Annotated in this window: 13 protein-coding genes; 3 read left to right on the forward strand and 10 right to left on the reverse strand. The window is 71.6% G+C overall.

What is annotated here, in order from left to right; genetic code table 11:
- Positions 1 to 286: 286 nt before the first annotated feature.
- From ACFV9M_RS26165 to ACFV9M_RS26190, 6 genes are all read right to left on the reverse strand, one after another.
- Complete coding sequence (locus ACFV9M_RS26165; RefSeq protein ID WP_385078526.1) at positions 287 to 679, reverse strand: DDE-type integrase/transposase/recombinase; 393 nt, start codon at positions 677 to 679, stop codon at positions 287 to 289.
- A 4-nt stretch (positions 680 to 683) separates the two neighbouring features.
- Positions 684 to 1,184 carry a nuclear transport factor 2 family protein gene (locus ACFV9M_RS26170; protein WP_385078528.1) on the reverse strand — a complete coding sequence of 167 codons (501 nt, stop codon included), beginning with the start codon at positions 1,182 to 1,184 and terminating at the stop codon, positions 684 to 686.
- 142 nt (positions 1,185 to 1,326) lie between these two features.
- On the reverse strand, positions 1,327 to 2,301 hold the full coding sequence (locus tag ACFV9M_RS26175; protein ID WP_385078531.1) for a Gfo/Idh/MocA family protein: 975 nt from the start codon (positions 2,299 to 2,301) through the stop codon (positions 1,327 to 1,329).
- A gap of 87 nt (positions 2,302 to 2,388) precedes the next feature.
- Positions 2,389 to 3,543: an NADH:flavin oxidoreductase gene (locus tag ACFV9M_RS26180; RefSeq protein ID WP_385078533.1), complete on the reverse strand. Its 1,155-nt coding sequence runs from the start codon at positions 3,541 to 3,543 to the stop codon at positions 2,389 to 2,391.
- A gap of 134 nt (positions 3,544 to 3,677) precedes the next feature.
- A complete protein-coding gene (locus ACFV9M_RS26185) occupies positions 3,678 to 5,093 on the reverse strand; it encodes an MFS transporter (protein ID WP_385078535.1) in 1,416 nt (471 codons plus the stop codon).
- Positions 5,094 to 5,210: 117 nt separating this feature from the next.
- Positions 5,211 to 6,455 (reverse strand): cytochrome P450, encoded by a 1,245-nt coding sequence (locus tag ACFV9M_RS26190; protein ID WP_385078538.1) that lies wholly within the window; start codon positions 6,453 to 6,455, stop codon positions 5,211 to 5,213.
- A 188-nt stretch (positions 6,456 to 6,643) separates the two neighbouring features.
- Here ACFV9M_RS26190 and ACFV9M_RS26195 point away from each other — a divergent pair, with 188 nt between their 5' ends.
- Entirely contained in the window at positions 6,644 to 7,099 is a 456-nt protein-coding gene (locus ACFV9M_RS26195; RefSeq protein ID WP_385078541.1) for a MarR family winged helix-turn-helix transcriptional regulator, read from the forward strand.
- Positions 7,100 to 7,175: 76 nt separating this feature from the next.
- Positions 7,176 to 7,637 carry a GNAT family N-acetyltransferase gene (locus ACFV9M_RS26200; RefSeq protein ID WP_385078544.1) on the forward strand — a complete coding sequence of 154 codons (462 nt, stop codon included), beginning with the start codon at positions 7,176 to 7,178 and terminating at the stop codon, positions 7,635 to 7,637.
- Positions 7,638 to 7,646: 9 nt separating this feature from the next.
- Here the strand turns inward: ACFV9M_RS26200 and ACFV9M_RS26205 are convergent.
- The 3 genes from ACFV9M_RS26205 to ACFV9M_RS26215 form a co-directional block, all read right to left on the reverse strand.
- Positions 7,647 to 8,521, reverse strand: a protein-coding gene (locus ACFV9M_RS26205; protein WP_385078546.1) for an IS5 family transposase whose coding sequence is annotated in 2 segments (ribosomal slippage) — positions 7,647 to 8,174 and positions 8,177 to 8,521 — 873 coding nt in all. Because the reading frame shifts where the segments join, the coding sequence is not laid out codon by codon here.
- Positions 8,522 to 8,897: 376 nt separating this feature from the next.
- On the reverse strand, positions 8,898 to 11,264 hold the full coding sequence (locus tag ACFV9M_RS26210; protein WP_385078549.1) for a BTAD domain-containing putative transcriptional regulator: 2,367 nt from the start codon (positions 11,262 to 11,264) through the stop codon (positions 8,898 to 8,900).
- A gap of 233 nt (positions 11,265 to 11,497) precedes the next feature.
- Complete coding sequence (locus ACFV9M_RS26215) at positions 11,498 to 11,935, reverse strand: acyl-CoA thioesterase (RefSeq protein ID WP_385078551.1); 438 nt, start codon at positions 11,933 to 11,935, stop codon at positions 11,498 to 11,500.
- Positions 11,936 to 12,117: 182 nt separating this feature from the next.
- Between ACFV9M_RS26215 and ACFV9M_RS26220 the strand changes: the two genes are divergently transcribed.
- Positions 12,118 to 15,714: an amino acid adenylation domain-containing protein gene (locus ACFV9M_RS26220; RefSeq protein ID WP_385078554.1), complete on the forward strand. Its 3,597-nt coding sequence runs from the start codon at positions 12,118 to 12,120 to the stop codon at positions 15,712 to 15,714.
- Positions 15,715 to 15,796: 82 nt separating this feature from the next.
- Here ACFV9M_RS26220 and ACFV9M_RS26225 read toward each other — a convergent pair whose 3' ends face one another.
- On the reverse strand, positions 15,797 to 18,364 hold the full coding sequence (locus ACFV9M_RS26225) for a type I polyketide synthase (RefSeq protein ID WP_385071078.1): 2,568 nt from the start codon (positions 18,362 to 18,364) through the stop codon (positions 15,797 to 15,799).
- Positions 18,365 to 18,373: the final 9 nt, after the last annotated feature.

Consider the following 18,373-nt stretch of genomic DNA (forward strand, 5'->3'; position numbering starts at 1 on the left):
CGCGGGCCCCCGGCCCCCGGCCGTTGCACGGCCGGGAGCCGGGGGGCTGATCCAAGACGGTGACGGCGAGACCCTGCGCCGACTGCCGAAGTTTGGCCGCGATGGCCTACGGCCACCACTCGGCGCCCCCTCCGCCGGATGGGGCAGCCGCGAGACCCTGGACGTCACGCTGGTGGAACCCGAGCTGGTGGTGGAAGTCGGCGTCGACGTCGCCCGCGACGCGGCCGGCCGGTGGCGCCACCCCGCACGCTGGCACCGCCCCCGCCCCGATCTCTCCCCCGCCGGCCTACCCCGCCTCACCCCGCCGCCCCGGTGCAGCGGCAGCGGCGCGTCGGCACCGGCCGACGCGCAACCAGCCGAGCGCGCCCCGATCCCCGGCCGTGGCCGCGCCGCCCATCCCGCCCGCCCTTCCGTCACTCCAGCCGTGGGAGCCCTGACAGCCGTGGTCGGCGTGGTGGACGAGCTCGCCGGGGACGACTTCGCGGCTGGCCAGGGCATACTCCAGCGGAGTGAGGACCAGGTCCGCGTCCGCGCGGGCGGAGGTCTCCCAGGCCACGACCCGGCGGGAGAACGCGTCGCGGATCGCGGACAGCCACAGCGGCCCCTCCCCGGTGGGGATCATGGTCAGGTCGGTGACCCACAGCCGGTTCGGCCCGTTCGCGGTGAAGCCGCGTTGCACCAGGTCAGGAGCAAGATCGGCGTCCGGGTCCCGGCGAGTGAAGCCCTTGCCCCGGCGGGGGGCTGATCCCGGCCAGGCCGGCCTGGCGCATGAGCCGCTCGACCCGCTTGCGGCCGACATGGACGCCCTCGCTGACTCTCTGACCCGCCTGGTTCCGGTAGTTCAGCACGATCGTCCGCGGGCCCGTCTGCGTGTGAGGACCGATGGCGAGGCCAGTCAGTTCGAACCTCAGGTCGGGGAAGAGCCCGAGCCCGTGCGTCCAGAATTCACGCAACTCTTCCTTGCCTCTCAAGCGCCCTCCTGAGTCTGGCCTCAGGCGAGCGGCGGCCGACGAGTTCACGACCACGTCGTCGGCGTAGTGGATGAGCAGGCCCTCGAGATCGCGCTCGTTCCAGCAGCGGATCCAGCGCCGGGCGAAGCACAGGATGCCGTCGGGGGTGATATTTATCTGCGGGAGCGCAGTCTCCGGCTCCGCAGATGGCAGGTCGGAGTGCTGCGACGTCACGCGGTCCACCGTGTGCCCATCTCGTCTGAGGTGCGGATCTCGTCAAGGAGCCGGTGCAACCGCAGGGCCGCGCCGAAGTCCGCGACGGTGCGGGTGCCGTGCCGGATGTCCTCGGCAAGGCGAGCGTATGTCTGTGCGACGTTCAGTGCGCCCAGCTCTGACACTGTTGGTGGCACACGGCGGTAGGAGGGGGGATGGGCAGCACACGGGGTTTGCCTCCATCGGGCAGCCGGCTTCCGATCAGCCGCAGCTCGCTGATCTGGATCCCGGAGTTGCTGCCGGGGCCAGCGGTCTCCAGGGTGAGCGTCCCTTCCGTGCCGGCGATCTCGAAGGCTGTTCGGGCCTCGGTGACTCTGCCGTCGTGAAGGTGCACCGAGACGGGGGTGCCGTCCGTCAGCCGGGCCTGAAGGAGCACACTGTCGGCAGCCGTGGCCTGGAATGGGACGCCTGTCTCGGCCAGGACGAAGTCCTGTCGCCGGACGGCCAGCGTGGCCGAGAGCTGAACGATCTGGCCGAGCAGCTGCTCGAGCGTGTCGATCGTGTGGCCGCCGGCCACTTCGAGCGTGCCGGCCCCCGAAGTTCGGTCCAGAACGTAGGCGGCCCAGCCCGGGATCTGGTTCGTAGTTCCCCGGCTGCGGGCGCCGTGCACGGACGCGGACGTGACCTGGCCCACGTAGCCGTCCGCGAGCAGCTGCTGAGCGTACTGGATGGCAGGCGCGAGTCGCGCCTGGAGCCCCACAGCCTGATGACCGTCGGACCGTGCCGCCAGCTGTGTGAGGACTTCGGCTTCCTGCGTTGTGCGGCCCAGGGGCCACTCGCAGTACACGTGTTTGCCCTCGGCCAGCGCAGCCTCCACCAGCGGGAAGTGCGCAGGCACACGGACGGCCACGACGACGAGGTCCACGTCCGGTGATGCGGCAAGCTCCAGGCCGTCGGTGAAGGCGTGTAGCGCGCCGAATCGCTCCGCTGCGGCGTTCGCGCTCTCCTTCCGGGTGGTCGCGACCGCAGTGACTTCGTACTCCGGCAGGGCTGACAGCGCCGGCAGATGGGCGCGCGCCGCCCAGCTCCGTTCGGGGCTGGCGCCCACCACCCCGACCCGGATCTTTCCGTTTACCATGATCGATCCCTTTTTAGTTCAGGTTGGAAGGAATGCGCGGGCAGGTGTGGCCAGCGCCGGTAGGCCGAAGAATGAGCCTGAGAGGGGTCACGTCAGGGAGGCCAGCGCCGCGGGGTCGAACGGCAGCAGCTCGGCTATCCGTCCGTCGCGTACTTTGGCTGCCCACTCCGGGTCCGACACCAGCAGGCGGCCGATCGCCAGCAGGTCGGCGTCGCCTCGCTTGATCAGTGCGGTCGCCCTGTCGAGCGGTGCGACGCCCGCCCCCTGTCCGGCGAAGGCGTTTTGGAAGTCACTGGGTTCGAGCCCGACCGACCCTACGGCGATGCTCGGTTTTCCGGTGACCTTCTTCGCCCATCCCGCCAGCCCCAGCTCGGGCTTCGATGCCGCGAACTCGGGTTGCCAGAATCGGCGGGTGGATGCTTGGAAGGCGTCGACGCCGGCCTCGGCCAGCGGTGTAAGGAGTGCCTCCAGTTCCGATGGGGCGTTGGCGATCCTGGCCTCGAAGTCGGTCATTTTCCACTGGGAGATGCGCAGAATGATCGGGAAGTCGGGCCCTACCGCGGCTCGGCAGGCGGCCACGACTTCCGCGCCGAACCTGCTGCGTTCCGTCGCGCTTCCGCCGTAGCGGTCAGTTCGTCGGTTCGTGTGCGACCACAGGAACTGGTCGATGAGAAAACCGTGTGCGCCGTGCAGTTCGATGCCGTCAAAGCCGAGTTGTTTCGCGTCGGTGACGGCACGGGCGAACGCTTCGACCACGCTCGCGATGTCGGCTTCGGTCATGGGTGTGCCGAGCGGCGCTCCGGAGAGCCCCAGCCCAGAGGGGCCAACCGGTTCGACGGCAGGATTTCTGGCGGCGTCGGGGCCGTCGTAGGCGCCGACGTGCCACAGTTGCGGCACGATCCGGCCGCCGGCGGCGTGTACCGCCGCAACCACACGGGACCAGCCGGCGAGTGCCTCGGCGCCGGCGAAGAACGGTATGCCGTCCGGTACGGCGGAAGCGGCGTGGCCGATGACGGTGCCCTCGGTCACGATCAGGCCGATGCCGCCCCGTGCCCGGCGGGCGTAGTACTCAGCGACGTCGGTGCCTGGCACACCGCCCGGTGAGGCGGCCCGCGTCATGGGCGCCATGACGAGCCGGTTCGGTAACCGCAGGCTGCCGATCTCAAATGGAGTGAAGAGCGGGGCCAGCGCCGGATCGGCAACTTGCACAGTGCTGGTCGAACTGGGAGAAGCCATGGTCATTTACCTCTTCCTGAGCGGCATGTCCGGGAGGAGTCGTGAGGACGATGACGGGGACAAAAAAGGGGTGGCTGATGGCAAGCAGCCGGGTAGAAAAAGCGCGGTGGACGGCGGCAGGCTGCGAGGGACAGGCAGATCTACGCCGCCGGTGTCCCTTCGTCGGAGGGCCGTCTGGCCCAGCGGGCCACGAGCAGTGCGGCGATCGCGTAGGCGGTTGCGGCCACGGCGAAGGTCGTCCGGGCTCCGGTGTCCCAGTTGTGTACCGAGGCGAGCACGGTGCCTGTGACGGCCACACCCACCAGGGTGCCGATCTGTCGGTTGGCGTTGAATGTGGCGCTGCTGACGCTGGCGTGTTGGCGGCCCGCCGCGTCCATGAGCGCGGCGGTCATCGCGGGTGCGGTGACGCCCAGACCGAGGTTGGCGACCGAGACCACCGCGGCCAGCAGCCAGTACGGCTGCGATGCCAGGACTGCGAGCAGGGCTGAGAGCACGGCCGCGACGGTCAAGCCGATGAGCATCGGCAGCCGGGTGCCGACTTTGGTCACGAACCGGGCAACGGTCAGGTTGCCGATGACGAACACGATCATCATGGGCAGCATCTGGAAGCCGGCGCGCATGGGACTGGCGTGGTGCTCCTGCTGGAGGAACAGGCCGAGCATGTAGAGCACGCCGTACAGCCCGAAGTTGAGCAGGAAGCCGACGAGGTTGGCCACGGAGAACTGGCTGTTACGGAAAAGCTGTACGGGAAAGACGGGAGCCGGTCCACGCACCTCGCGCAGGGCGAAGACGACGCCGAGAACGACCGCGGCCGCCGCGCCGGACAGGACGACCGGATCGGTCCAGCCCTGGCTCGGTCCCTCGATGAGTGTGTAGGCGAGGCCGACCAAGGCGAGCACGCTCAGGACGTGCTGGGTGATCTTGAGCGTGTCTTCGGTGTTCGCCGGCACGGGCTTGATCAGCCGAGCCGTCAGGAACAGGCCGACGACACCGATCAGGACGTTGATCACGAAGACGCTCCGCCAGCCCCACAGCCCCACCAGCAGACCGCCGATCACCGGGCCGAGACCGGAGGCGGCCGCGCCGGCCCCCGACCACAGCGCGACCATCCGCGCGCGTCTGGCCGGATCGGGGAAGGCGTGCACGAGCAGGACCAGCGAACCGGGCAGGAAGAGCGCGGCCGCGACGCCCTGCACGGCGCGGGCGGCCACCAGCGCTCCGCCCGTGGGCGCCAGTGCGCAGGCCAGTGAGGCGGCGGTGAATCCGGCCAGGCCGACCAGATAGACCTTCTTCGCGCCGAACCGGCTGCCGATCGATCCGGCAAGCAGCAGCAACGAGGCGAAGGCGAGCATGTAGCCGTCGACCACCCAGGTGAGCGAGGGCAGTCCGAGATGGAGGCTTCCCTCGATACTGGCCCCCGCGACGTTCACCACTGTGGCGTCGAGTGCGGCCATCACGAAGCCCACCGCCACGGAGGAAAAGACCAGGATCGCAGGGGCGGAAAGCGGAGAGGGCTGCACTTCCGCCTTGCTGTCAGTGTTCGCTGTTGCACTCACGTCAGTGGTCGTTCCTTGTGTTCACCGGCCTGCACGGCCGTGTGTCGACGGCTGGGATGGGATCAGAGGGGACGGCGGGCGAGAGGCCGGAGACGGACGCCCCACCGTCCCTGAGCTTCAGGCACCGGGAAGCAAGGGAAGTCGTTCGGGGCCGCGCACGAGCATCCCGGGCCGCCAGGCGAGAGGCCCGGCGTCGGTGTCCAGGGCCAACGCGGGGCAGCGTTCAAGCAGCGTACGCAGTGCAATCCGGGCTTCCAGGCGGGCAAGTGGCGCGCCCAGGCAGTAGTGGATGCCGTGGCCGAAGGCCAGGTGGCCACCGGAGGCCCGGGTGATGTCGAATTCCGCGGCGTCCGGGTACTGGTCCTCGTCGTGGCCGGCGGCTGCCAGCGCCACGAGGACCAGGCTTCCGCCACCCGGGACGAGGACGCCACCGATTTCGACCGGCTCCACTGCGAACCGCCAGGTGGCGCACTCCACCGGGCTGTTGTGGCGCAAGGTTTCCTCGATGGTGCCTTCCAGCAGGGAATAGTCGGCTCGGAGGGCTGCGAGCTGGCGCGGATGTTGGAGCAGGGCCAGCAGGGAGTTGGCGATGAGGTTGACGGTGGTCTCATGTCCGGCGACGAGTAACAGCTGTGCCAGGGAGCGCAGTTCGTCGGTGGAGAGGTGGTCGTCCTGCTCCTCGGTGACGCGCAGGAGCGCAGCCAGTAGGTCGTCTCCCGGCTGGGGCTGGGACCGTTTTGCCTCGATGAGTTCGTCAAGGTAGGCGTTGACTGCGGCGGCGGCGTCACGGTAGGCGGGTGTTGCGCCGTCCGCAGTCACCAGAGTCGTGGACCACTCCCGGAACCGCTCCTGGTCGAGTTCGGGCACCCCGAGCAGCTCACAGATCACCATGATAGGGAGAGGAAAGGCGAGTCCCGAGACCGCGTCGACACGCGGGTGACGGACCAGGTCGTCCACCAGGCGGTTGGCGAGCTGCTGGATACGGGGACCGAGCTCGGCGACACGGCGCGCGGAGAAGGACGCGGTCACCAGTCGGCGCAGACGAGTGTGCCGGGGCGGGTCAGCGGCAAGAAGAGAACCGCCGACCAGAGGCGTGGACCGCTCCGGGTGGCCCGTGCGGAAGGCGCGAAGCCCGGGCGCGGCAGTCGACCAGTCTTTGGTGAGCCGGGGGTCTGCAAGGGCCGCCCGCGCCTCCTGGTGCCGTACCACGAGCCACGCCTCGACACCGCCGTCCAGCCGTACCCGGTGGACAGGGCCGCTGCGGCGCATCTTCGCGTACAGAGGGTACGGATCGGCTGTGAAGCGGGCTCCCAGCACGCCCAGATCGATCACGTCCTCAGCCGTGCGTGCTGGGCAGAGCATGAATTCCCCCTGTGCCTGTCTGTAGGGCCCGCATCGAACGGTGTCGGTCAGCGCACCGGCTTGGACACCGGAAGGAAAACTATGGCTTACATGATTCAAGCTGCAAGCAAAGACATGCAAAAGATCCTAGCTTTAAGTATCTCTACTTGAGATGTCATTCCTTGAAGCATCCTGGTATCGTCCGACCCATGCAGCAGACCCCCGAAACGGTCGGCTCCCGTCCCGGCAGCCGCCACCGGGAGCTCCGCACCCTGATCCGCGACCTGGATCGAATGTTTGAAGAACACGCCCGTCGCTGCGTCGCTGACCTGGGACTGACACTGCCTCAGGCCACTGCACTGCGTGACCTCGACACCCCCCGGACCATGCGCGAGCTGGCCGGCATCATGTGCTGCGAGCCGTCCAACGTCACCTTCGTAATCGACCGCCTGGCGGACCGCGGCTTGGTCGAACGCAAACCCCACCCCACCGACCGTCGCGCGAAGATGCTCGCCCTGACGCCGGAAGGGGCCGTGCTGAGGGAACAGCTGCTGGAACGGGCGGCTCAGCAGGCGCCCCTGGCCGACCTCGGCGAAGAACAGACCGCCCGCCTGTGCGAGGCGCTGCACGCGGCGCTCAAGAGCTCACGGGCCACATCTGCCTAGGGTCTGTTGCGAAAGTGGATCATGGTCCTGAGTAATCGCGTGCTGTGGAGCCGGACGGACTGACATACTCCGCGGCGTGACGACTGACCACAGCCCCGCCCTGACTCTGACCATCGGCGAGCGCGACACCGACCTCAACGACCGATTGACCGAGGAATTGGTCGCCTTCAACACGGCCGCCACAGGTGCGGCTGACCGCGGAACGTTCTCGATCAAGGTCACCGATGAAGCAGGCGAACTGGTCGGCGGGCTGGCCGCATGGACTTGGGGCGGCCTCTGCGGCATCGAGCTGCTGTGGGTTCGCGAGGACAGCCGCAAGGACGGGTGGGGTAGCAGGATCCTGCAGGCAGCTGAGACAGAGGCACGGCGACGCGGTTGCGATCGCGTCACCGTCTCCTCTTTCAGCTTCCAGGCTCCCGGCTTCTACCAGCGCCACGGCTATGCCGAGACCGGTCGGACCCTGGGTATCCCTGGAGGGCACGCGGACGTGCACCTGTTCAAGTCGCTGACCGATTCGACGCCGTCGCACCAGTCGTAAGCGTACTGGTCACAGCCATTCGTTGATGGCCGCGACCAGCACCGTCGCTTCGTAGCGGACCGCGAGCTTCTCGTACCTCGTGGCCACGGCCCGGTGGCGCTTGAGCCGGTTGATGCCGCACTCCACCGCATGGCGCTCCTTGTAGTCGTCCTTGTCGAACTTGGGCGGACGACCACCGCGGGCCCCGAGGTTCTTGCGGTTGCGGACCTGGTCGGCCTTCTCCGGGATCGTGCAGCCGATCCCGCGTCTGCGCAGGTAGGCCCGGTTCGCGCGGGAGCCGTACGCCTTATCCGCGCGGACCCTGTCCGGCTTGGTCCGTGGCCGGCCCGGGCCGATGCGGGGCACCCGGATGCCCTCCAGGACCGGCTGGAACTGCGGGTTGTCGTGCCGCTGCCCGGCGGTGATCAGCAGTGACAGAGGCTTTTGGCCCTGCTCCACGGCCAGGTGCAGCTTCGAGGTCAGCCCGCCGCGCGACCGACCGAGGCCATGGTCGTCGGGCTCGGTGAAGACGCCACCGGGAGGCTCCTTCTGCAGTGCCCCTTTTTACGCGCGCCAGCAGCGTGCTGGTGAGCCCGGGCGACCGTAGAGTCCACGCTCACGTCCCACGTGATCAAGCCTTTCGCATCGGCCTCGGCCTGCAGCTGCACGAAGATCCGCTTCCAGGTGCCGTCCCGTTGCCAGCGTCGGAACAGGTCGTAGACGCGGTCCCAGGGCCCGTACCGTTCGGGCACGTCCCGCCACGGCGCTCCGGTCCGGGTCCGCCACCTTATGCCGTCGATCAACTGCCGGCGCGTCCACGTCGGCGGTCGACCCGGCTTCTTGCCATGCGGCAGCAACGGCTTCAGCCGGGCCCACTGGCCGTTCGTCAGATCACCACGCCCCACGGCCAGTGATCATCCACGATGATGATCCACTTTCACAACACGCCCTAGTAGGACTCCGTGAGGTCTGTCGCGCGGTCCTGTTTGGGGGCAGCCTCACGTGATCGCGTCCCCCTTCGCGGAGACGGACCCGGAGCTGGTGGAGGACTTCAGCACACCCGGACGAGGCACGCCAGGTCCTCACGGAGTACACGAAGATCGGCGCGGCGGCCGGGAAGGAACTCGTCCTGCCCGCCTGGCCGGCGGAGGTGGACATGCCGTCCCTGGAGAAGCTGACCGGGCTCAGCGAGGAGGACGGGCTGTTCGGGGAGGAGGGGGAGGAACCGGATCCGGAGGCGCTGTTCGGCTGCGGCGCCGCCCCGCCGGGCGGGTCGAGCCGTCACTCAGGAGGGCCGTCGTTCCAGGAGCGCCGTCGTTCCGAGAGTGCCGCGCCCACGTTGTGTTCGGCTTCGCGCAGTCGTTGCCGCCTCACGTACAGCCGGCCGGCCGAGTACAGCATGGCCGAGGTGACCCGGTGGTTCCGGGCGCGCTCGGTCGCGGCCAGTGCCAGTCGGGTGGTCTCGTGCCACTCGTCGAGGTAGCCGCCGCGCTCGAAGAGACCGGCCGACGTGAGCACCAGATCCCAGTACAGCTCGTGGAAGCCGGTCTCGGCGGCGAGCCTGATGGCCGCGATGAGGGAGCTGCGTTCCGGCGCCCAGCGGACCGTGCCCGCCTCGGCGAGGCCCGCCTCCGGGGTGGTGTAGTCCTGGCCGTGCAGTTCCCGGTGCCACTGCCGGGCCAGTGCCAGCCAGGCGCGCAGCACCCGCCCGAGGGTGGCCCTGCGGTCCTCCTCGCTCTCGGTCAGCGTCAGCTGTTCCTGGGCGTACAGGCGGATCAGGTCATGCAGGCAGTAGTGCGGCAGCGGGGTGTCGAGGGGTGTGACGGTGTCCAGCAGTTGGGCGTCCACCAGGCTCTCCAACAGGTCTTGGGCCTGCCGCGGACCGATGTCCAGCAGGGTGGCGGCGGTCCAGCCGGGGAAGTGGGGGCTCGGCATGAGCGTGCACAGCCGGAGCAGCCGCCGGGCCTGCCCGTTCAGTTCGCGGTAGGCCGCGTCGATGCTGGAGCGCAGCGCCAGTCCCTGGTGGGTGAACTCGTCCAGCCGCCGGGACTCGTCGGCCAGCCGCCGTACCAGTGCGCCGATCCGGTGGTCCGGCCGGGACTCCAGCCGGGCCCCGGCGATGCGCAGGGCCAGCGGCAGTCCGCCGCACAGGCCGGCCAGTTCGACCGCCGCGTCCCGTTCCGCCCGTATCCGCCGTTCACCGACGATCCGGGCGAGCAGTTCGATCGACTCGTCCGTGTCGAGGACGCCGACGTCCACCCGGTGCCATCCCGACAGGCCGCCGAGTCTGGTCCGGCCCGTCACGATGACCGCGCAGGTCGGACTGCCGGGCAGCATGGGGAGCACCTGTTCCTCGTCCGCCACTTCGTCCAGCAGGACCAGGATCCGCTTGTTGGCCAGTCTGCTGCGGTACATCTCGGCGCGTTCGGTGAGGTCGTCGGGGACGGCCGATCCCTCGACGCCCAGGGCGCGCAGGAAGCGGCCCAGTAACCGGGAGGTGTGCTCGTCCCCCCGGCCGGAGCCCATGTCGGCGTAGAGGTGGCCGTCCGGGAAGGCGTCGCCGAGCTGGTGGGCGACGCGTACCGCGAGGCTCGACTTGCCGACGCCGGCCTTGCCGCAGATCGCCACGATGCGCACCGCGTACGGATGCGGGTCCTCGGTCAGCAGGCGTTCGATCCGGGTGAGCTGGGCCTGTCTGCCGGTGAAGTCGGCGATGCTCGCGGGCAGCAGGTGCGGCACCTGGCAGGGCGGCTCGTCGGCGCCCGGCCAGGTGTTCGGCGCGGTGTTCGGCGCGGTGTTCGGCTCGGCCGGTGGCGGTGTCCCGCCGGTGGTGTCCGGCTCGGCCGCGAGGTCCGGCGGCAGTTGGTCGGCGGACAGGTGGAGGCCCGGGTCCTGGTGGAGGACGGCGCGTTCCAGTTCGCGCAGTTCCAGGCCGGGTTCGATACCCACCTCGTCGATCAGGAACTGGCGTGCGGCGCGGGCGACGGCCAGTGCCTCGACCTGCCGGCCGCAGCGGTACAGGGCGAGCATGAGCAGGCCGCGGAACCCTTCCCGGCCGGGGTGTTCCGCGCACAGCGCGTACAGTTCGCCGGTCACCTGCCCGTGCAGTCCGAGGGCGAGATCCAGGGTGATCCGCCGTTCCAGCGCGGTGAGGCGGGACTCCTCCAGCAGTGCGGCGCTGCGCTGGACCAGGCTGCTGCGCACTCCGGCCAGCGCGGGGCCGTGCCACAGCCGCAGCGCCTCGCGCAGCGTCGCCGCGGCGTCGGTGAGGCGGCCCGCCTCCGCCTGCTTGCCCGCCAGTGCGACCAGCAGGGCGAACCGTTCGGTGTCCAGTTGGTCCGGGGCCAGCTCCAACAGGTAGCCGGGCGGACGGGTCTTGATGATGCCGGGCGCTCCGGCGCGGTCGAGCAGTTTGCGCAGCGCGGAGATGCAGACCTGGATCTGGCCGCGCGCGGTGGACGGCGGGGCCTCCTCCCACAGCGCGTCGACCAGCTTCTCGACCGGGGTGACCCGGTTCGCGTTGAGGGCCAGCACGGCGAGAACCACCCGCAGGCGAGGCGGTCCGACGTCCAGCGTGCCCCGCTCCGCGATCAGCGCGACCGGCCCGAGCAGCCTGAGCCGTGGGGAATGCGCACCCGGCTCGTTCATGCCGGGTAACTGAGTGCGCGGCGGACCGGGTCTCGGCATAAGAGTTCCTCGGGGTGAAAGCGAACCATGCGGACCTCCGGGCACCCTGTGCGCCGTTGCACCGCCTTATCACCCGGACCACATGCAATGGTCCCACCGCCGAGTTACCGTCAGGCCAACGACAGATCTCCTGGGCCACACACCGCACAAAACAGCCGGGCCCGGGTCCGGTTAAAATATCCGCATGTTCCGGATCAATTCCCGTCGGTGGTGCCCGGCGCTGCCGCGCGCTCGCGGAACGCGCGCAGGCTGACCGGACCGCCGCCGCGTTCCCGGTCCACGAACGCGAGGGTGATCAGGGCGCGGAGGGCGGGCCGCGCGCGCTGCGGAATCCTGATCTCCTGGCGGAAGTCGGCGCGGAAGGCCCGCGAGCCGTCCGCACCGGGCCCCAGCGGCGTGACGAGGCGTGTTGCCACGACGAGGCGGGTGTAGGGGACGGGCGCCAGGTAGTCGATCTCGGCGCGGGCCACCACGGGTGCCACCGTGCCGTCCGGAACGAGCCGGTGGCGGGCGAACCAGTCCCAGCGCCCGGCCTCCAGGTATTCGAGACCGACGGCGTTGTTCACGTGGCCTTGCGCATCGAGATCGTTCGGCCGCACGGACAAGTGGATCAGCGTTTCGGTGTCGTCCATGTACGCCCGGTCCCCCCGAAATTACGCATTAACGGTCCATGACGTTTCTTCGACGCATGGTATACGCGGTGGCGGGGGACGCCGCGAAAGACGGAGGATCAAAGTAGCGCGACGAGTGAGATGAGCGTAACGAGCACATGGAATTGCACGCGAAATTTCCCCGCGAGGAGAGGACCGTCGCCATGGCAGCGACCCAGCGCCCCGTGATGCCCGGGCCCGACGCCGCCGCCGGCCGGCCGTGGTCGTGCGCGGTCGTCGGGGGCAATCCCCTGACCGCGCGGTGCGCGCAGATCCTGCTCGACCGCGGCCACCGGGTCACGGCCTTCGTCACCGACGATCCCGAACTCGCCGCCTGGGCCGAGGAGAAGGGACTCGACCCGCTCCCGTACGGACCGGAGCTGGAGGTCTCGCTGCGGCGGGTCCCGGTCGACTTCCTGTTCAGCGCGGCCAATCTCCGGATGCTGTCCCAGGGCGTGCTCGACGTGCCCCGGCGGCTGGCCGTCAACTACCACGACGGACCGCTGCCCCGGCACGCCGGTCTGTACGCGACGAGTTGGGCGCTGGTGGAATCCGCGGCCGGCCCGGCCCGCGACCACGGCGTGACGTGGCACGTGATGACCGCCGAGGCCGACGCCGGCGACATCCTGGTCCAGCGCGGCGTACCGCTGGAACCGGACGACACCGCCTTCAGCCTCAACGCCAAGTGCCTGCACGCCGCGATCGAGTCCTTCACCGAGCTGGTCGAAGGGCTCGAACAGGACACGGTGCGCCCGCGGCCACAGGATGCGAGCCTGCGCACGTACCGCGGTCTCACCGATCCGCTGCCGGACGGCGGGCTCCTGCGCTGGACGCGCGGCGCGGCCGAACTGGACGCCCTGGTGCGCGCGGCCGACTTCGGTCCGCACCCCAACGCGTGGGGAGCGGCGCGGTTGACGGGCCCGGACGACGTCGTCCTCGTCACCGCCGCCGCCGTCGCCGCGACCCGTTCGGCGGCCCGGCCGGGCACGATCACCGGGCTCGACGACAGCGCGCTCACCGTCGCCACCGCCGACGGCGACCTGCGCCTGACCGGGTTCGCGTCCGTGGACGGCGCGGTCCTCGCGGTCCAGGACCTGGCCGCGCTCTGGCACCTGTCGGCCGGCGACGCGTTACCGCTGCCGGACGGCGCGTTCGTCGAGGCGTTCGCGCGGCACTCCGCGGCGGCCCGGCGGCACGAGGCGTTCTGGGCGGACCGGCTGACCCGGCCGGCGCCGTTCGCCCTGCCGCACCGCGACCCCTCCCCCACGGCGGCCGAGGGACGGCACGAGCTGAGCGTCCCGGTCCCCCGCCCGCTCGCCGCGCACGCGGTCGCCGCGACGCTCGCGTTCCTCGCCCGGCTGAACGGGCTGAGCGGTACGGGCCCCTTCGACGTGGCGCTCTCCGTCGGTCCGCCGGCGGACCTGCCGCACCCGGCGGCGGGCCGGCTGTTCGCCACCGAGGTCCCGCTGCGGGTCCCCGGCCCGGACCGGAGCTTCGCCGACTTCCGCGACCAGGTCGCCGGCGCGCTGTCGGCCGTGGCCCGCCGCGGTCCCCACCTGCGCGATCTGCGCACCCGCTACCCCAGACCGCGCGGCACGGACGCGTCCGGGACGCTGCCGACCGCCCTGCACCTCGGTGCCGCGCCGCCGCCGGACGCTCTGCGCGGGCGTACCGCCGCCGTCCATGTCGCCGCCGACGGCACCCGGTGCACCTGGCTGCTCGACGGCCGGGAGTTCGGTCCTGAGGCCGCCGCCGGACTCGCCGCGGACTGCGCGGACTTCCTCGCCGGCCTGGCCGAGGCCGCCGCCTGCGACACCGCCGGACCCGTCCTCGCCGTGCCGCTGATGTCCCGGCGACGGCGCCGGCGTGTCCTCGTGGAGTGGAACGACACGGCGTCCGCGGAGCCGGTCCTGGAGTGCGTCACCACGCTCGTCGCCCGGCAGGCGCACGCCCGTCCGGACGCCGTCGCGGTCTCGGACGAGGAGACCGAGCTGACCTACCGCGAACTGGCGGACCGCACGGACCGGGTGGCGCGGGCCCTGGCGGCGCGCGGCATCGGACCGGGGGACCGGGTCGGTGTGCTGCTGCGCCGCCGCGCCGACCTGGTCCCGGTGCTGCTGGGAACGCTCGCCTCCGGCGCGGCCTACGTGCCGCTCGACCCGGTCTATCCGCGCCGCCGCCTCGACCACATGGCCGCCGACGCCCGGCTCGCCCTGCTGCTGGCCGACCCCGGTGCGGCGGACGGCCTCGGCGGCGACGTACCGCTGCTCGCTCCCGACGAGGCGCTGCGCGCGGCGGGCCGGGAGACCGGCCGGCTCGACCGCGCCTCGCCCGACGCGCCCGCGTACGTCATCTACACCTCCGGGTCGACCGGAAACCCCAAGGGCGTGCAGGTCGGGCACCGGGCGCTGAGCAACTTCCTGATGTCGATGGCGCGCGAACCGGGGTGCGGGCCGGACGACCGGCTGCTCGCCGTCACCACGGTGTGCTTCGACATCGCGGGGCTCGAACTCTTCCTGCCGCTCACCGTCGGCGGGCGCGTCGACGTGGCGTCCGAGCAGGCCGCCGCCGACGGGTTCGCGCTGCGCACCCTGGTCGAGCGCACCGCGCCCACCGTGCTGCAGGCGACGCCCGCCACCTGGCGCATGCTGTGCTCGGCCGGCTGGCCCGGCCGGGCGGAGCTGCGGGTGCTGTGCGGCGGAGAGGCGCTGCCCGCCGATCTGGCCGCCGAACTCACGGACCGGGCAGGTCAGGTGTGGAACATGTACGGCCCGACGGAGACCACGGTCTGGTCCGCGGTCTCGCGGGTGCGCGCGGGGCGGCGGGTCACGATCGGACGGCCGATCGCCAACACCCGGTGCTACGTGCTGGACGGCCGGGGCGAGCCGGTGCCCCCGTTCGTGCCCGGTGAGCTGTACATCGCGGGGGACGGCGTCGCGGACGGCTACCTCGGCCGGCCCGACCTCACCGCCGAACGCTTCGTCCGCGAGCCGGGCCGCCCGGGGTCGATGTACCGCACCGGTGACGTGGTCCGCCACCGCGCCGACGGGGAGCTGGAGTACCTCCACCGGGCCGACAACCAGGTGAAGCTGCACGGCTACCGGATCGAACTCGGCGAGATCGAGAGCGTCTTGGCCGGACACCCCGCCGTCGCCCGCTGCGTCGCCGTCGTCCACGAGGACGCGTCGCACGGGCGCGGCATCGTGGCCTACGTCGTCCCCGCGGACGCGGGGACCGAGAACCCGGGGACCGATAACCCGGCGGCCGAGAACCCGGCAGCCGGGGCGATGGACGCCGCCGTCCTGCGCCGGCACGCCGAGGCCGCACTGCCGCGTTACATGGTGCCCACCGCGTTCGTCCCGTTGGCACGGATTCCGCTGACCGACAACGGGAAGGTGGACCGCAAGGCGCTGCCGGCACCGGTGCGCGGCACCGCGGCCCGCACCGGCCCCGCCCCCGGGACCGACCTGGAGCGGCTGGTCGCCCGGGCCTGGCGGGAGGCGCTGCCCGCCGGGGAGTTCGGACTCGACGACAACTTCTTCGAGTCCGGCGGCAATTCCCTGAACGTGGTGGACGTGGTGGCGAGGCTGCGCGCGGACTCCGGCACGGACCTGGTGGTCGTGGACATGTTCCGGTGCCCCACCATCCGCACCATGGCCGCCCGGCTCGGCGGCACGGCGGGCGCGGACACCGCGCGCCGGCACCTCGCACGGCCCGACCGGAGCCTCATCAGCCGCCGCCGCGCCAGGCTCTCCGGCTGAGGACCGCGCCGACGACGACGGCGGCCGGCTCCCCCGCTACGGGGAGCCGGCCGCCGGACCGCGCCGTCGTACGAACCGGGTGTCAGACCACGGCGGCGCCCGGATACCCCGGCAGCTCCGTGAGGCTGAGCGCGGCACCCCGGATGGTGGGGTGGTCGATGAACGCCGTCAGCGGCACCTCGCACCCGAGTTCGTCACCGAGCTTGGCGACCACCTCGATCAGCATCAGCGACTCCACGTCGAGTTCGAACAGGTCACGGTCCGCATCGGGCAGTTCGTCGCCCAGGTCCTTGGCGGCGAGGGCGGCCCCGATCTCCTCCCGCAGGTACCGCACCAGCAGGTCCTGCTGTGCCGACGCGGTCAGCGTGCCGAACCGCTCGCGCAGGGTGGTGGCGGACTTCCGGGCCGGGCCGTCGGTGTCGATCCAGTACCTGGCCCGCTCGAAGGGGTAGGTCGGCAGTTCGACCCGCCGCCCGGTCCGGCCCTCGTAGAAGCGGTCCCAGTCGACCGGCGTCCCCTCGGTCCACGCCCGGCCGACCTCCCGGAGCAGCGCCTCGGTCCCGGTGCCGGTGCCCGGGTACAGCTCCAGCGCGGACCAGCCGGTACCCGCCAGCACCCGGTCCAGCGTCTCGTCCTTCGCCGCCCCGGTCGGGCCGGTGTCGTCGGTGGCGGGGGCGGGCCCGCGTACGGCGCCCGCCGCCTGCCAGGACCCCGCGCGCCAGAGCGGTATCCGCGGAGCCCGCTCCGCCACGGCCCCGGCATCGAGGAGGGCCGCCGGGTCGGTGGCGCCCGCGACGCACGCCGCCGCGCGCCGGCCCGCGCCGAGCCCGATCACCGCGGCGGGCCGGACGCCCCAGGCGGTCCAGAGCCGGGCCAGCGCGGTCTCCGCCACGGCCGCCGCCACCGCGTCACCGGACGTCAGCACCGACTCGCCCGCCGCGCCGTCCCCGGGCAGCAAGGCGTCCACCAGTGCCCTGAAGGCGGGCGACTCCCGGTACAGCGCCGCCGCGTGGGCGCCGCCGTCCGGCAGGGAGCCGGTGCAGACGAACGCGTGCCGCGTCCCGTCCGGGCCGCGTACGCCGCTGTGGACGCGGCCGGGGTCGGCCAGCGCGAGCGCGAGCGCCGCGTCGTCGGCGGTCTCGTCGGGCCCGGTGACCAGCGCCCGGCGGCAGCGGTGCTCGCGGCGGCCGAGGGCGAGTGTGGTGGCGACGTCGTGCAGGTTCGCCCCGCTGCCACGCAGCCGGCGGGCCAGGGCGGCGGCGGACCGTTCGAGGGCGGCGGGCGTGTCGGCGGAGACCAGCAGCAGGTGCGGCCCCTCGACCGCCGGCGCCGGCTCCCGGGACGGCGCCTCTTCGAGTACGACGTGGGCGTTGGTGCCGCCGATGCCGAAGGAGCTGACGCCGGCCCGCCGCGGCCACGGCCCCGCCGGCCAGTCGGCCGCCTCGGTGTTCACGTAGAACGGCCCGCCCGCGAAGTCGATGTCGGGGTTGGGGTTCTTGAAGTTCACCGTCGGCACGAACTGGCCGTGCTCCAGCATCAGCACGGTCTTGATCAGGCCGGCCATGCCCGCCGCCGTGTCCAGGTGCCCGATGTTGGTCTTCACCGAGCCGATCGGGCAGGACCCGGGTGCCATCCCCGCGTCGGCGAACGCCTCGTTGAGCGCGGCGACCTCGATCGGGTCGCCGAGCGCGGTGCCGGTGCCGTGCGCCTCGACGTAGCCGATGGTCCGTGGGGCGCAGTCGGCGACCTGCTGGGCGGTGGTGATGACGGCGGCCTGTCCGGCCACGCTCGGCGCCGTGTACCCGGCTTTCCGGGAGCCGTCGTTGTTGATGGCGGTGCCCTTGACCACCGCGCGGATCCGGTCGCCCTCCGCGAGCGCGTCGGCCAGCCGCTTGAGCACGACCACGCCCGCGCCGCTGCCGATCACCGTGCCGCGCGCGTCGGCGTCGAAGGCCCGGCAGTGCCCGTCCGGCGAGAAGATCATGCCGTCCTGGTGGAGGTAGCCCTCGGTCTGCGGCACCCGCAGGTGGGCGCTGCCCGCGAGCGCGATGTCGCACTCGCCGCCGAGCAGGCTCAGACAGGCCAGGTGGACGGCGACCAGCGAGGTCGAGCAGGCGGTGTTGACGTTGACGCTCGGCCCGCGCAGATCGAGTTTGTAGGAGACGCGGGTGGCGAGGAAGTCCTTGTCGTTGGCGACCATCAGCCGGTGGCGGTCGAGCGCGGACCCGCCGGCGAACCGGTCGGCGAGCGCCAGCCACGCGTAGGCGTTGAGCCCAACCCCCGCGTACACGCCGACCGGTCCGGGGTGGCGGGCGGGGTCGCAGCCCGCGTCCTCCAGCGCGGTGAGCGCGCACTCCAGGAGGACGCGCTGCTGCGGGTCGAGTATCTCGGCCTCCTCGCGCGGGATGCGGAACAGCGGGGCGGCGAACCGGTCGGCGCCCTCGATCACCTGCCCCGCCTTGACGTAGCGTTCCTGCCGGATCAGCTCGGGGTCGGCGCCCGCGGCGAGCAGTTCGGCGTCGGTGAAGAACGTGACGGTCTCCCGCCCCTGGCACAGGTTGCGCCAGAACTGCTCGGGATCGTCCGCGCCGGGCAGCCGGCAGCTCAGGCCGATGATCGCGATGTCCGTGTCGGTAACGGTCGGCTCCACGTGCGGTCC

The sequence above is a fragment of the Streptomyces sp. NPDC059895 genome, from assembly GCF_042731035.1.
GTDB lineage: Bacteria > Actinomycetota > Actinomycetes > Streptomycetales > Streptomycetaceae > Streptomyces.

What these genes read in the sequence shown, in the direction of transcription:
- ACFV9M_RS26175 (WP_385078531.1), bottom strand. Translation starts at nt 2,301, where the DNA reads ATGGTAAACGGAAAGATCCGGGTCGGGGTGGTGGGCGCCAGCCCCGAA.
- ACFV9M_RS26180 (WP_385078533.1), bottom strand. Translation starts at nt 3,543, where the DNA reads ATGACCATGGCTTCTCCCAGTTCGACCAGCACTGTGCAAGTTGCCGAT.
- ACFV9M_RS26190 (WP_385078538.1), bottom strand. Translation starts at nt 6,455, where the DNA reads ATGCTCTGCCCAGCACGCACGGCTGAGGACGTGATCGATCTGGGCGTG.
- ACFV9M_RS26195 (WP_385078541.1), top strand. Translation starts at nt 6,644, where the DNA reads ATGCAGCAGACCCCCGAAACGGTCGGCTCCCGTCCCGGCAGCCGCCAC.
- ACFV9M_RS26210 (WP_385078549.1), bottom strand. Translation starts at nt 11,264, where the DNA reads ATGAACGAGCCGGGTGCGCATTCCCCACGGCTCAGGCTGCTCGGGCCG.
- ACFV9M_RS26215 (WP_385078551.1), bottom strand. Translation starts at nt 11,935, where the DNA reads ATGGACGACACCGAAACGCTGATCCACTTGTCCGTGCGGCCGAACGAT.
- ACFV9M_RS26220 (WP_385078554.1), top strand. Translation starts at nt 12,118, where the DNA reads ATGGCAGCGACCCAGCGCCCCGTGATGCCCGGGCCCGACGCCGCCGCC.